Source organism: Pseudarthrobacter sp. NPDC092419, assembly GCF_044755045.1.
In the GTDB taxonomy this organism is placed as follows: Bacteria; Actinomycetota; Actinomycetes; order Actinomycetales; family Micrococcaceae; genus Arthrobacter.
Map to the genome: position 1 here is coordinate 259,945 of NZ_JBIVQF010000003.1, position 12,023 is coordinate 271,967.

Annotated in this window: 10 protein-coding genes; 3 read left to right on the forward strand and 7 right to left on the reverse strand. The window is 65.3% G+C overall.

Features of this window, described 5'->3' with window-relative positions; all coding sequences use genetic code 11:
• Positions 1 to 130: 130 nt before the first annotated feature.
• Positions 131 to 520: a heavy metal-responsive transcriptional regulator gene (locus ACIQC0_RS07010; protein ID WP_400533643.1), complete on the forward strand. Its 390-nt coding sequence runs from the start codon at positions 131 to 133 to the stop codon at positions 518 to 520.
• Between the two features lie 12 nt (positions 521 to 532).
• Here the strand turns inward: ACIQC0_RS07010 and ACIQC0_RS07015 are convergent, their stop codons facing one another.
• Complete coding sequence (locus ACIQC0_RS07015; protein ID WP_377215736.1) at positions 533 to 817, reverse strand: DUF427 domain-containing protein; 285 nt, start codon at positions 815 to 817, stop codon at positions 533 to 535.
• A gap of 757 nt (positions 818 to 1,574) precedes the next feature.
• Between ACIQC0_RS07015 and ACIQC0_RS07020 the strand changes: the two genes are divergently transcribed.
• Positions 1,575 to 3,059 carry a glycosyltransferase gene (locus ACIQC0_RS07020; protein WP_400533646.1) on the forward strand — a complete coding sequence of 495 codons (1,485 nt, stop codon included), beginning with the start codon at positions 1,575 to 1,577 and terminating at the stop codon, positions 3,057 to 3,059.
• A gap of 406 nt (positions 3,060 to 3,465) precedes the next feature.
• Here ACIQC0_RS07020 and ACIQC0_RS07025 read toward each other — a convergent pair whose 3' ends face one another.
• The 3 genes from ACIQC0_RS07025 to ACIQC0_RS07035 form a co-directional block, all read right to left on the reverse strand.
• Entirely contained in the window at positions 3,466 to 3,777 is a 312-nt protein-coding gene (locus ACIQC0_RS07025) for a 4a-hydroxytetrahydrobiopterin dehydratase (protein ID WP_400533649.1), read from the reverse strand.
• A 353-nt stretch (positions 3,778 to 4,130) separates the two neighbouring features.
• On the reverse strand, positions 4,131 to 4,262 hold the full coding sequence (locus ACIQC0_RS07030) for a GH32 C-terminal domain-containing protein (protein WP_400533652.1): 132 nt from the start codon (positions 4,260 to 4,262) through the stop codon (positions 4,131 to 4,133).
• A 145-nt stretch (positions 4,263 to 4,407) separates the two neighbouring features.
• Positions 4,408 to 5,373, reverse strand: a complete 966-nt coding sequence (locus ACIQC0_RS07035) for a sugar phosphate isomerase/epimerase family protein (protein ID WP_400533655.1) — start codon at positions 5,371 to 5,373, stop codon at positions 4,408 to 4,410.
• Positions 5,374 to 5,612: 239 nt separating this feature from the next.
• Between ACIQC0_RS07035 and ACIQC0_RS07040 the strand changes: the two genes are divergently transcribed.
• Positions 5,613 to 7,583 carry a heavy metal translocating P-type ATPase gene (locus tag ACIQC0_RS07040; protein ID WP_400533657.1) on the forward strand — a complete coding sequence of 657 codons (1,971 nt, stop codon included), beginning with the start codon at positions 5,613 to 5,615 and terminating at the stop codon, positions 7,581 to 7,583.
• A 48-nt stretch (positions 7,584 to 7,631) separates the two neighbouring features.
• Here the strand turns inward: ACIQC0_RS07040 and ACIQC0_RS07045 are convergent, their stop codons facing one another.
• Genes ACIQC0_RS07045 through ACIQC0_RS07055 form a run of 3 tightly spaced genes read right to left on the reverse strand, consistent with a single transcriptional unit; the run spans position 7,632 to position 11,964 of the window.
• Positions 7,632 to 8,717 (reverse strand): glycerophosphodiester phosphodiesterase, encoded by a 1,086-nt coding sequence (locus ACIQC0_RS07045; protein ID WP_400533660.1) that lies wholly within the window; start codon positions 8,715 to 8,717, stop codon positions 7,632 to 7,634.
• Between the two features lie 41 nt (positions 8,718 to 8,758).
• Positions 8,759 to 10,426, reverse strand: a complete 1,668-nt coding sequence (locus tag ACIQC0_RS07050) for a phosphodiester glycosidase family protein (RefSeq protein ID WP_400533663.1) — start codon at positions 10,424 to 10,426, stop codon at positions 8,759 to 8,761.
• Between the two features lie 2 nt (positions 10,427 to 10,428).
• Positions 10,429 to 11,964 (reverse strand): alkaline phosphatase D family protein, encoded by a 1,536-nt coding sequence (locus ACIQC0_RS07055; protein WP_400533666.1) that lies wholly within the window; start codon positions 11,962 to 11,964, stop codon positions 10,429 to 10,431.
• Positions 11,965 to 12,023 lie beyond the last annotated feature (59 nt).

Genomic DNA, 12,023 nt, shown 5'->3' on the forward strand with positions numbered 1-12,023 from the left:
CCTTCCCCCGCGGGGAAGGTCAAGAAGACGGGGGTGCCGGGCAGGGCAGGTTGCAGAGGGCGGCGGCAACCCCTACCTATACTGGAACGTAGAGATACCGCTCCCATACCGGTGGAAACGAGGACCACAATTGCGTATTGGTGAAGCCGCCGAAGCTGTGGGGATGACGCCCAAGACACTTCGCTTCTATGAAGAACAGGAGCTGCTTCCGCCTGCACAAAGGGAAGCCAACGGATACCGGCTATACGGTAAAGACAGCTTGGACCGGCTTGACTTCATTGCCCGGGGCAGGGCCGCGGGCCTGTCCATAAGCCAAATCCGCAGCATCCTTTCCGCCCGGGAGCCCGGCAGCGCTCCGTGTGTCCACGTCAGGGACATTCTCGCTGACCAACTCGCCGAGCTCGACGTGAAAATTGCAGAGCTGACGGCGCTGCGGGCAAGTGTGGCCGCCTCCTACCAGGCCGTGGCCGCGGGAGACCCGGTTGCCTGCGAACCATCGAGGGTCTGCAGCTACCTCTGAACACGCCGCACGTCATTCCTCGATCCGCACGCCCCGCCAGAAGGCAACACGGTCCTTGATCATCACTGCCCGCTTTTTGGGATCCCTGTAATACCAGGCGGCGTCCACGTTGATCTTCCCCTCAACCTCCAGTGTGTGATAGCCGGCCTCCCCCTTCCAAGGGCAGACGGAATACATGTCACTATCCTTCAGATACAGCGGATTCACCGCCTCGCGCGGAAAATAGTGGTTGCCCTCAACCACCACGGTCTCCTCCGACTCGGCAATGATTTTCCCGTTCCAGACTGCCTTTACCATTCTCTTACCTCTCACCCGTTCTCTGCTGGCTGTTCCAATATCGCTAACGATAGGTCGCACCTGGCTGGGATTCTGCGATCTCAAACACACACAACACCCGCAGCAGGCTGTTGAATCCTCGTTCACGGCATCCCGACGTCACCACGTCTCTGGCGCCACGTCATGCCTCTGATCCAAGGCCGCTGCCTGGCCTGGTAAATGCTGGCTACGGGACGAGTATCCCTCAAGGCGCCAACATCGATCTCAGCCTTTCAGCCCAGGCTGGATATCTTTTGGAATGGGTCGGCTCTCTGGCGGGACACGGAGGAAGTCTCCGAACGGCTCCACACTTTGGCTCTTCCCGCTCAAGTGGTATGGGGCGAAGCCGACCGATTCCAGAAGATCAAATACGGGGAAAGGTTTGCCGCTGAACTGGGCTGCGACCTCATCAGGATCCCAAAAGGCAAGCACCTCACACCGGAAGACCATCCCGAAACAATTGCTTCAGCCGTGAATCTGCGTCTCCCAGAAGGCTTGATGCTGATCTGTTGAAGCGTCGACGCGCGACCGCGAACCTGGACATTGAGGACGCTCTTCAGGTATTTGACCGGTATGGCGTCCATATTTGTGATGTCGGGTTGTTGGCTTCGGCATTGGCCAGGCCGGCGACGATTGTCATGGGCGCGGAAGCTTATGGGGCGTGTGTTGCACGTTGGCCATGCTGATCGAGTACAAGTTGGGGTCCAGGGATGATGACGCGGCCCGCTAGACTCCCTTCATGCGCAGAAGGTCGGCACGAGGCCCCGACGCCGCCGGAAGGGAACGCGTACTTATCCTGTCAGCAGGGGTAGGAGCGGGGCACAACAGCGCCGCGGCGGCATTGCAGCAAGCCTGTGCCGTGCGCACCGACGTCGATGAGGTGCAGGTGCTGGACGTGCTGCAGGTGAGCAGCTTGCTCTACCGCACACTGCTGGGCAAGGGTTACTTCGTCCTGGTCGAGGACTTGCCCTGGCTGGTCGAGTGGGGCTACAACATCAACGACCGTCCGTTCCGGCACCGGGGCCCAGTTGACCCCTGGACGCGGGTGAACGCTCTTCCAGTGATCGATGCGATCAAGCGATTCCGGCCGACAGCGATCATATGCACACACTTCCTGCCAGCCCAACTGCTGGCGTCGCTGCTCCTTCGTGGCGTGATTGACGCGAGGACCGCCGTCGTCACAACGGACTACGACTTCCAGGGCCTGTGGCTTACGGGTGCGTTCCATACGCTCTTCCTCGCCCGGGAGGAAGGGAGGGTGCAACTGATGGCGCTGGGTTTGCCCCCCGACCGCGTCGCGGTCACGGGCATCCCTATCGCCACCCCGCCCAACCCAGCGCCTGCGCGCGATGCAAACAAGCCCCCGATGCTGCTGATCTCGGCGGGCGCGACCGGCGGCGACTATGCCCTCTCGATCGTGCGGCAGACGCTGCACATGCGCTCGTCCTTTACGGCCACGGTCCTGTGCGGACGCAACGATGCGCTTCGGCAGCGAATCGAGCAGCTGGTGGCGCCCGCTGGCGACCGCTATCGGGTGCTCGGCTTCACGGCGGAGATGCCGCAGCTCCTGCGCCGCGCCGACCTGTTTGTGGGGAAGCCGGGCGGGCTGTCGGCGTCGGAGTGCATGGCTGCAGGGCTGCCCATGGTGCTTGTGAATACCATCCCGGGGCAGGAGGTCCGCAACGGCGATTACCTGATGGAACAGGGGGCGGCGGTCCGCTGCAATATTCCCGCGACGATCGGCTGGAAGATCGACGAGCTGCTGCGGGAGCCGGGTCGCCTGCAGCGGATGCAGGAGGCTGCGCAGAGAACGGGCCGCCCGAACGCCGCGGCGGACGTGCTGAGCCGACTGCTGGTTGGGCCGTCCCGTCCCCTGGTCCTGACACGCGACGCGCAGAAGACAATCCTCGCCGAGAGCGAGCAGCGCGTCGTTGCGAGTGATCTGACAGGACCCTCCTCGCTGGTCCGCGTGGTCGACTTGGCTGGGTCCAGCACGGTCGCGTTGCTGCGAGCCGAGGAGCTGGGAGATCTGCAGAAGAGGTATGCCACCCCGGACGGGGGCCTGGTACTGCGGCGCGGCGACGCGCACATGTCGCTCAGGGGAGGGGAGCCGCGGTTGCTCCGCGCCATTCTTCGGGGGGACGACGAGCTGCCCGTTCGTGTCGAGGGGCCCTCGCCACCCCCTCACATCGTTCCTGCGGGACCGGCCGGACACGACCCTTAAATGTCTCACAGCAGCCTGTTGACCATGAGCATCCCCGTACCCAGCGGTCAACTTGCGGCCTTGGCAAAGGGTGACCCCGACGATGCATGGATCGTACTGGCCTGGGCGCCACTGGCTCGAAAGAGGACCCTGCGGACCTGAGGAAATTCCTGTCCACGCTGCACTCCCGAAGTTCGTTGCGGTCGGTGAGCGTGACTTGTGGCCTTTGCACCTGCACAGGTGTTTCGCGCGGGCGATGGAGCCCGGATCGCCGTCTACCAACGAAGCGGCACAGCGGCCGGGGCCCGTTCCTTGAGTAAGGGGACGGATGGAAAGATCCGTGGTTCACGCGACAGCGGCCGTAACGGCGGTAGCCGTTCACGGCTTCAGCGCCTCGACGTCCGGAGCCACAGCCCGACGTCGGGGATCACTCCGCGGCGGCGATCCCGAGGTCCGCGGCGTGGCCGCTGATGGTGCGGGCCAGGTCAATGTCGCGGCTGGTGATCCCGCCGACGTCGTGGCTCAAGAGCGTGACGCCGACCTCGGGGTAGGTGAGCGTGAGGTCGGGGTGGTGGTTGGCCTCCTCGGCGGAGTCGCCGATGCGGTTCACGAGTTGCAGGCCGGTGGAGAATTTACGGGTCTCGAAGGTGGCGGTGAGGGCCCCGCCGGTCAGGCGCCAGCCTGTCAGTCGGGCTTCGGCGATCTCGGCGGCGGACAGCTTCCGTTGGGGATCAGTCATAGTGCCATCATGGCTCCGGATGGCCGCCGTGGGCTACCCCTGGAGGCACCACGCCTCCGAGGTTGATGAGTGAGACTGGCGGAATATCCTTTGGCACTTGTCGACATTGTGCACACTCGGGGTCAGAGTCGAATTGTTGTGACGTGTAGAGAAAGCCCGTCCGCATGTTCCAGGGTGTCGGGTACAAGACGATGGCGCCGACTTCGATATGAGACTCCTCGTGGACGGCTCCTCTTGAGACGTTTCCGGCAGCTGCAAGGTGAATGAATTGTCCTGCCCAAGGGGCGTGGCCATGGTCCACGCGGTGATGGCGCGGCGTTTGAACTACTACGTTGCCTTGATTTCATTAATGGTCAGGTTCCGGAAAGTGGCGGCTCCCTCATGGGCGTAAAGGCGAATTCCGTCGTCACCGTCAAGGGGAATACCCGGTGGGAGTGCACCACCCGTCCATCTCCGATGAACATCTCCACGCTCGTTAGATCCACGAGGACGCGGATGGTGAGTCGTCCGGTGGAGGGGTCAATCGGCTCGTCAGCGCCGCAGAAGCGATGGTGTCGGAAACCCCTCGGTCGTCACGCTGTTGGACAGGACCGGGAGGCCCAGGAACTCCATAATGGTGCTATTCAGCCCCTAGATGCGTGCGGGCATCCAATCCGGGGCGTCCCGCAGCACGACGGAACGCAGGAGCTCGGCAGATCTGCGGACGCCTTCGCCGGAGTTCACGATGACATCCTCGTGCTCGATATTCAGTGGGCCGTTATAACCAACCGACTGCAGCGTGTAAACGAAATCGGCCCAGAAGCCAGCGCCGCCGGGATGACCCAGGCCGAGGGTCACGTAGTTCCACGATCGGTCTGCCGTGCGGGCAGGAGGCAGGGTGTCAAGGATGCCATTGACCGCCACGTTGGGTTTGTCGATGCGGGCGTCCTTGGCATGTACGTGGAAAATCGATGATCCCAGCGCCCGTATAACCGCAAGGATGTCCGCTCCCATCCACATGAGGTGGGACGGATCGAGGTTCGCACCGACGATATCTTCGCCCACGATGCCCTGCAGCCGCTTCAGGGTGGCCACATTGAAGACAAGTTGGCGGCCGTGCATTTCAACAGCCAGCCGGACGTCGTGGGCCCGCGCGAAATCAGCAAGATCAACCCAGTAGGGCTCGGCAACCTCGGTCCACTGGTATTCAAGGATCTCAAGTGTCTCCGGCGGCCACGACGTAGTGATCCAGTTCGGTGCCTTCTCTCCCCGCGCGCCGGGAAGCCCGGACATCAGCACGACGGTGGGAACCCCCAGCTCAGAAGCCACTCTGATCGTGTCCCGTACAACCCCGTCATGCGCAGGGCCGGTCACCGGGTGAAGCTGGTTGCCGTTCGCGTTCAGAGCGCTCAACGTGAGCCCGCGTGAGCTGATGGATTCAGCGAGAACGTTACGTGCCGCAGCACTGCTAAGGAGCTCCTTCAGGTTTGCATGCGGTGACTCGGACCAGTTGCCGGTGGCAATCTCCACAGTCTCCAAGCCCAGCGCGGCGGCGGTGTCGAGAACCTGCTCAAGGGGACGCGATCCAAGCGAATCAGTGATGAGTCCAAGCTGCATTACGGGTCCTTTCGTACGCCACTGCGCGGGGAGGGCTGAGAGACCCACCAACAGTTTCTCTAAAGTTAGACTTAATGTCCTAACATAACACGACATATTGGCGTCGTGATCTCGGCCAGGGCACAAATCCCCTAGCCGGGCAGCCGCGACGGCCATATTTTCAGTTGTATGCGCCAACGCAAGCCTTTATTAACACCGGCAAGCCGCCTGCCTGGCCGGAGTGCCGCGGAGGCAGTGGGATGACGCCCGGCAACCCTGTCCTCCCCGGGAAAGATCCGGCGTCCCCGGACAGTCTCGAACGACACGGCCTGGGGGCGGCACCCCCAACGCGGACCCCGGAGTGGTTGCGCAGCCTGCCCGGTCCGGTCCGCCGGTACCCCCTTGTGGTATCCACCTGCGTGGTGCTCGCGGCCACCGGCGTCCTGCTGCTGACTGGCCTGGAGCAGCAGGCGAGGCTGGGCGCCTCCGCTTACGCCGCCGTCGTCGGCTTGCTGCGTGCCATATCGATGGTGCGCTCGCTGCACGGCGGCAGGTGGGGCATCGACGTGCTGGCACTGATGGCTGTGGCCAGCACGGTGTGGGTGAGGGAGTACCTGGCATCGCTGGTGGTGATCCTCATGTTGTCCGGCGGCGAGGCATTGGAAAGCTTCGCCCAGGGCCGCGCAGTCCGCGAGCTCAGGTCGTTGCTGGACCGCGCACCGCGTTCGGCGCACCGCGAGTCGGACGGCACCGCTCTGGAGGACATTTCCGTCGCAGCTGTGGTGCCGGGCGACATCCTGGTCGTGCGCCCCTCGGAGCTGGTCCCGGTGGACGGCGAGCTCCTGTCCGCTGCGGCCAGCATGGACGAATCATCGTTGACGGGGGAGAGCCTGCCCGTGGACCACACTGCCGGGGACCTCCTGCTCAGCGGCTCAGTCAACGGTGAATCGGCCCTCCGGATGCGGGCCACCGCCGCCGCTGCGGACTCCCAGTACAGCCGCATCATTGCCCTGGTCAAGGATGCCTCATCCAGCCGCGCACCCGTTGTCCGGCTGGCGGACCGCTACGCCGTGCCGTTCACTGTGCTCGCGATCGCCATGGCAGCAACCGCCTGGTGGCTGTCAGGCGATCCCGTCCGATTTGCCCAGGTACTGGTGGTGGCAACACCCTGCCCGCTCCTCATCGCGGCGCCGGTCGCGTTCCTCGCTGGCACCAGCCAGGCGGCCCACCGTGGGATCATCATCAAGAACACCGGCACCCTGGAACAGCTGGCGAAGGCCCGGACCGCGGTCTTTGACAAGACCGGGACGCTCACCACCGGCCGCCCTGTACTGGACAAGATCGAGACCGTCGGGCAGGACGCCCCGGATGCCGACAGCATTCTCCAACTGGCCGCCTCAGCGGAGCAATATTCCTCCCACGTGCTGGCATCGTCGGTGATCCGGGCGGCAGCAGCGTCCGGTCTTCCCCTTCTTCCCGTAACGCAGGCCAAAGAGCATGCCACCCAGGGCGTCGAAGCGGTGTGCGACGGCACCATGGTGGTCGTGGGCAAGGCCGGCCTGGTCCGCAGTTCGTCGTCCGGCTTCCGGGAACCGGTCCTGGAAAGCGGCCAGCTCGCCATCTACGTCGCCATCAACGGCACCTACGCAGGCGCGCTCATCATGAGGGATCCCCTGCGCGCCGAAGCGCAACAGACCCTCGCCAGGCTGCGCCGGCTGGGCCTTGGCAACACCATGCTCCTGACCGGAGATGCCGCGGGGACCGCCGCCCACATCGCCCGGGAGGCAGGAATCACGAGCGTCCAGGCGGACTGCCTCCCCGAGGACAAGGTGCGCACCGTCGCCGCGGTGAGCGCGCGTCCGGTCATGATGGTGGGCGACGGCGTCAATGACGCCCCCGTACTTGCCGCGGCCGACGTCGGAATCGCCATGGGAGCCAAAGGCGCCACGGCAGCGAGCGAGTCCGCCGACGTCGTCATCATGCTTGACGACCTGTCCAAGGTGGCACTTGCTGTCGCCATCGGGAAACGCACTGTTAACGTGGCGCTCGTGAGTATCTGGACCGGCATCGGGCTGAGCGTGGGGTTGATGGCCGTGGCCATGACGGGATTCATCCCGGCGGTCACGGGAGCATTGCTGCAGGAACTGGTGGACCTCGCCACGATCCTGAACGGGCTGCGGGCGCTCCGCAGCCCCCGGACCGAGCCTGGTCCGGAAGGACGCGGAGCCTGAAAAGACCCCCGCCCCGGGAGTACCGGAACGGGGGCCTCGCGAATCAGGTCAGTTCGCCGCGGGGGCTGCGCCGGGCTGCAGCGTGTACTGCATGGGCAGCTTCAGCGAGCGCTCCGCCATGACCTCACGAAGGCGGTCCGGGTAGTCCGTGATCAGGCCGTCCACGCCGGCGTCCATCAGGGCGCGCATCGTCGGCTTGTCATTGATGGTCCACGGAACCACCTGCATTCCCTTGGCGTGCGCACGCGCCACCATGTCCGCGGTTACATAAGGGACGTATCCCTCGTCCGTGACCTTGCCGTTCTGCGGCGTGCCGTGGACAGGCGAGATGGCGTCGAATCCGAGGAATGCTGCTGCTTCCACCAGGTCCCCGCCGAAGTCGTCGGAGTCGATGCCGCCGAGCCAAGGGGAGGAGCCCGGCTGGCCGGCCTGCAGGAAGTCCTTGTTGGTCAGGGCGACGGTCCGGATGCCGGGATCGCGTTCCTGGACGAGCCGCAGCGCACCCCAGTCGAAGCTTTGGATGGAGACTCGCTCCTCCATGTGGGCGGCCTTGATTTCGCGCAGGACAATGTCCACGAACTGTTCGCGCGGCGCGGTCTGCTCGGGCGCTCCGGCTTCGACCTTGGTTTCGATGTTGAACTTCACCTGGCTGGCGCGGTAGCGCTTGGTGAGGTCGAATACTTCGGCGAGCGTCGGCATTTTGGCCCCGGGGGAAGCCTGCTGCCCGGGGTAGTTGGCAAGGGTTTGGGAGCCGCAGTCCATACTGCGGACCTGCTCGAAGGTCAGGTCCTTGATGTACTTGCCCGCGTACGGGTACATCGGATCTCCGGGGGTGACCGGCGCCGTGTCCTGGCACTTCAGGCCGTTGATTTTGCGGTCGTGGGTGACGACTTCGCGGCCATCCTTGGTGATCTGCAGGTCAAGCTCGAGGGTGCTCACCCCGGTCTCGAGGCCCTTGGCAAAGGACGCCAGGGTGGATTCGACGGTAAGGCCCAGCCCGCCGCGGTGAGCCTGCAGGTCGAAGTGGTTGGCAGTGCCGTTGGGGTTGGTGTCCGCCGCCTGGGCCGGGAGGGATGTTCCCAGGGCCAGGCCGGCGGTCATGGCAGCCGCGGTCAGCAGCTTGGTGTACTTCATGGTTGGTGTTCTCCAGTTTGTTGGTTGGGGATGGAAAAACTTCAGGGCTTGCGGCCGGGGAGAAGGAGCAGCGCATCGCCCACGGGGCGTTCGCCGGCTGCGTCGGAGGTTGAGTTCACTACCTTGCCGCCGCTGACCATGGTGGTGGACCCGCCGCCGTCGAGGTTGATGGCGTCGACCATGCCCAGCGAGCGGGCAACGTCCGCCGCTTCCTTGATGCTCAGGCCCAGGGATGCGGTTTGCCGTCCGTCTGCGGTCACCAGCAGGGTGCGGCCCTGGGCATCAATGCCGGCGATGGTGCGGGGGTTCCGCTTGTGCACCCAGCCGTAGTAGAAGCTGTTGCTGTCGCCGGCACGGACCATGCCGTCCCGGGAAGCGGTGACCCGGACGGTGCCGTTTTCGACAAGCATCGGACCGCCGTTGACCACATCGGAGGCGCCCTGTTCGAGGGGCTTGCCGTCGCTTCCCACGAGGCCGGTTTCCACGGTCAGTCGGGAACCCGTCCGGGCCAGGCCGGCGAGCCGTGGGGCGTCCGCTCCGATGGCCTGGATGGTGCGTCCACCGGCCGGGACTGCCGTACCGCGAACGTTGTTGACGGCGGTGACGGTTCCCTTCGCGTCCAGGACCACCTCCACACCGGGCCCTGACGGGGTTGCGGGACCGAACTCGGGCGTGAAGGTAACGATTTCGTCGGTATCGGTGCAGGTGACGTCGTGAAGGGGCAGCGATGTCGGGGTGTCATCGGCGCCGCCGCAGTTGCGGATCAGCCCGGGCACCCGGTTGATGCCGTCCAGGGCCAGCTTCGCCGCCTTTCCGGCAGCAGCAACCGAGCCGTCCCACTGCAGGCGCTGGATGGAGCCCTCGTTCCTGTTCCCGATGACCAGGGAAGGGCGGTCACCAACAGGCTCGCTGAGCACCTTGCCGTCCCGTACCGCGGTGCCGGCAGGATCGCCGGGGGCGCCCGCCCCGGGGTCCAGTACGAAGTAGCCGCCGTTGACGGCCGCGAGCGCACCCGCAGCGGAGGACAGTTGGCTTGTGGTTTCCCGGTCCTGGAGATTGGGGCCGAAGGAAGAGGTGAGCTCGCCCCGGAAAACCTTCGGATCGATGGTGAGGACTTTCAGCTTCCAGGGTCCGCGCGTATTTTCGCTGGTGCCCTCATCTCCGTCCCAGCCGGTGTAGATCACGGAGGAGGCGAATCCCGCGTCCTTGATCCGGGCGACAGTGGGGGAGCCGTCGGCTTTGGCTGCGAACTGCCCGGCGCGCACGCGGTAGCCGAGGTCACCGCCGGCATCGGCAAGCTGTGGGGACTGGACGTGTTCTACGCGCGCGGGAATCCCGGCTGCCAGGAGCCTCGCGGCCACCGCACGGGCCTGCGCTTCAGAGGAAAGGGCCGACGGCGGCGCATCCGGATCGGGGGACGCGGACGGGATAGCCACTTCCGCCGTCCAGTACAGGTTTTCCGCGGCCGCGCCGCGGGTGATGGACGTCAGCGTGAGGCCGGGCGCCAGTGTGCTGACAGCGCGTTGCTCCGGCAGGTCCGCCGCCCCAAGGTCAAGGGCCCGGGACGCCACTGGCACTGCCGTGTCAGCCGCAGGGGCCTGCTGTGCGGCGGTGGACGGACCGGCTGACACGGCGAGGGAGGCAGCGGGAAGTCCGAGGGCCAGCGCGGCGGCGGCTGTCCGGCGGAATGAGAGTTTGAAGGCGGGCATGCTCAGATCCTTTCCGCGCCCGCGACGCCGTTCCGGACTGTGAAAGAGGCATCGACGGCGGCGGGGGCGGCCGTGTCCGCGGCGGACGGCACAACGAGGTAGTCGCTGCGGAACTCCTCCGGCGTCACCGTGCAGCGTGTCCAGCCGCGCTTGTCGGGGTTGATGTAGCGGGTGTGCGGGTTTGCCGGCAGACCGTTCTTGATGGCCTGGGCCCAGCCGCATCCCGAACTGATGGATGTCCCGACAAATTCCGCAGCGACCACTTGCGAGGCCGGATCGGCGTGATCCTGCAGGACGTCATTGACAAATGCCGAATGCCAGTCCCCGGTGAGGACAACAGGGTTTGCAGGGCGCTGCTGCGCAATGAAGTTGGTCAGGCGGTTGCGCGAGACCACGTAGCCGTCCCACTGGTCATGGTTGACCGAGAGAGTTTCCCCGGGGTCGTAGTCGTACTGCGCCATCATGGTCTGCTGGGCGATGACGTTCCAGCGGGCGGGTGAGGAGGCCAGGCCCTGGAACAGCCACTGTTCCTGTGCGTCACCCATCAGGGTCCGGGACGGGTCGTACACGTCAGGGTGCTGCGGACCGCCGGGAAAGTTTTCCGTCAGCTGGTCGGAGCGGTACTGCCGGGTGTCCAGAACGTGGAACCGGGCCAGGTTGCCGTAGTCCAGGCCGCGGTAAAGGACCATGTCCGGGCCGGTGGGCCGCTGCGGCCGGCGCAGCGGGAGGTGCTCGTAGTAGGCCTGGAACGCGTTGGCCCGCAACTGACGGAAACGTTCCGGGTCGTTGGACGCCTCATTGTCCGGCTGGGAGATGCCGTTGGCCCAGTTGTTCTCCACTTCGTGGTCATCGAACGTGACCACGAAGGGAAAGGCCGCGTGTGCCGCCTGCAGGTCCACTGAACTCTTGTACTTGGCATGGTTGTTGCGGAAGTCGGCCAGGGACTCGTGGTTTCGGCCCTCGTAGATGTAGTCGCCCACGTGGACTACGAGGTCGAGATCCTCTTCGGCCATGGTGCGGTACGCTGCGTAGCGGCCTCCGGCCCAGGCCTGGCAGGAAGCCAGGGCGAACGTCAGCCGGCGGGGGTCCGTACCCGCTGCCGGTGCCGTGCGCGTGTGTCCCACCGGGCTTTCTTCGGTGCCCACGAGGAAGCGGTACCAGTAGTCCCTCGAAGGCAGCAGACCACCGACCTCTGCGTGCACCGAGTGGGCAAGCTCCGGTGTTGCCTGCTCGCTGCCCGCCTTGACCACGGTACGGAAATCCGGGTCCGTGGCCACCTGCCACGTCACCTGGATCTTGTACGGGGGCATGCCACCCATCCCGTCGGCTGCCTGCGGTTCAGGGGCCAGCCGCGTCCACAGCACAACGCCGCCCGGAGTGGGATCGCCGGAGGCGACTCCGAGCGTAAACGGGTTGCTCGGGAAGCGCGGATCAGCCCAGGCCGGGGCTGCCGAAAAGCCGTAGATGGCCGCTGCCGCGACGGCACCGCCCGTTGATGCGAGGAAGCCTCGCCGTGACGTGGTGAGTGAACGGGACACAGTGTCTCCTGAGGGGCCGGGGATTGGACCCGTTCATTCAGGCAAGCGGAGTGAAGCAA

Excerpts from the sequence above, each read along its gene's own strand:
- ACIQC0_RS07015 (WP_377215736.1), bottom strand. The coding sequence starts at position 817 with ATGGTAAAGGCAGTCTGGAACGGGAAAATCATTGCCGAGTCGGAGGAG.
- ACIQC0_RS07020 (WP_400533646.1), top strand. The coding sequence starts at position 1,575 with ATGCGCAGAAGGTCGGCACGAGGCCCCGACGCCGCCGGAAGGGAACGC.
- ACIQC0_RS07025 (WP_400533649.1), bottom strand. The coding sequence starts at position 3,777 with ATGACTGATCCCCAACGGAAGCTGTCCGCCGCCGAGATCGCCGAAGCC.
- ACIQC0_RS07035 (WP_400533655.1), bottom strand. The coding sequence starts at position 5,373 with ATGCAGCTTGGACTCATCACTGATTCGCTTGGATCGCGTCCCCTTGAG.
- ACIQC0_RS07040 (WP_400533657.1), top strand. The coding sequence starts at position 5,613 with ATGACGCCCGGCAACCCTGTCCTCCCCGGGAAAGATCCGGCGTCCCCG.
- ACIQC0_RS07045 (WP_400533660.1), bottom strand. The coding sequence starts at position 8,717 with ATGAAGTACACCAAGCTGCTGACCGCGGCTGCCATGACCGCCGGCCTG.
- ACIQC0_RS07050 (WP_400533663.1), bottom strand. The coding sequence starts at position 10,426 with ATGCCCGCCTTCAAACTCTCATTCCGCCGGACAGCCGCCGCCGCGCTG.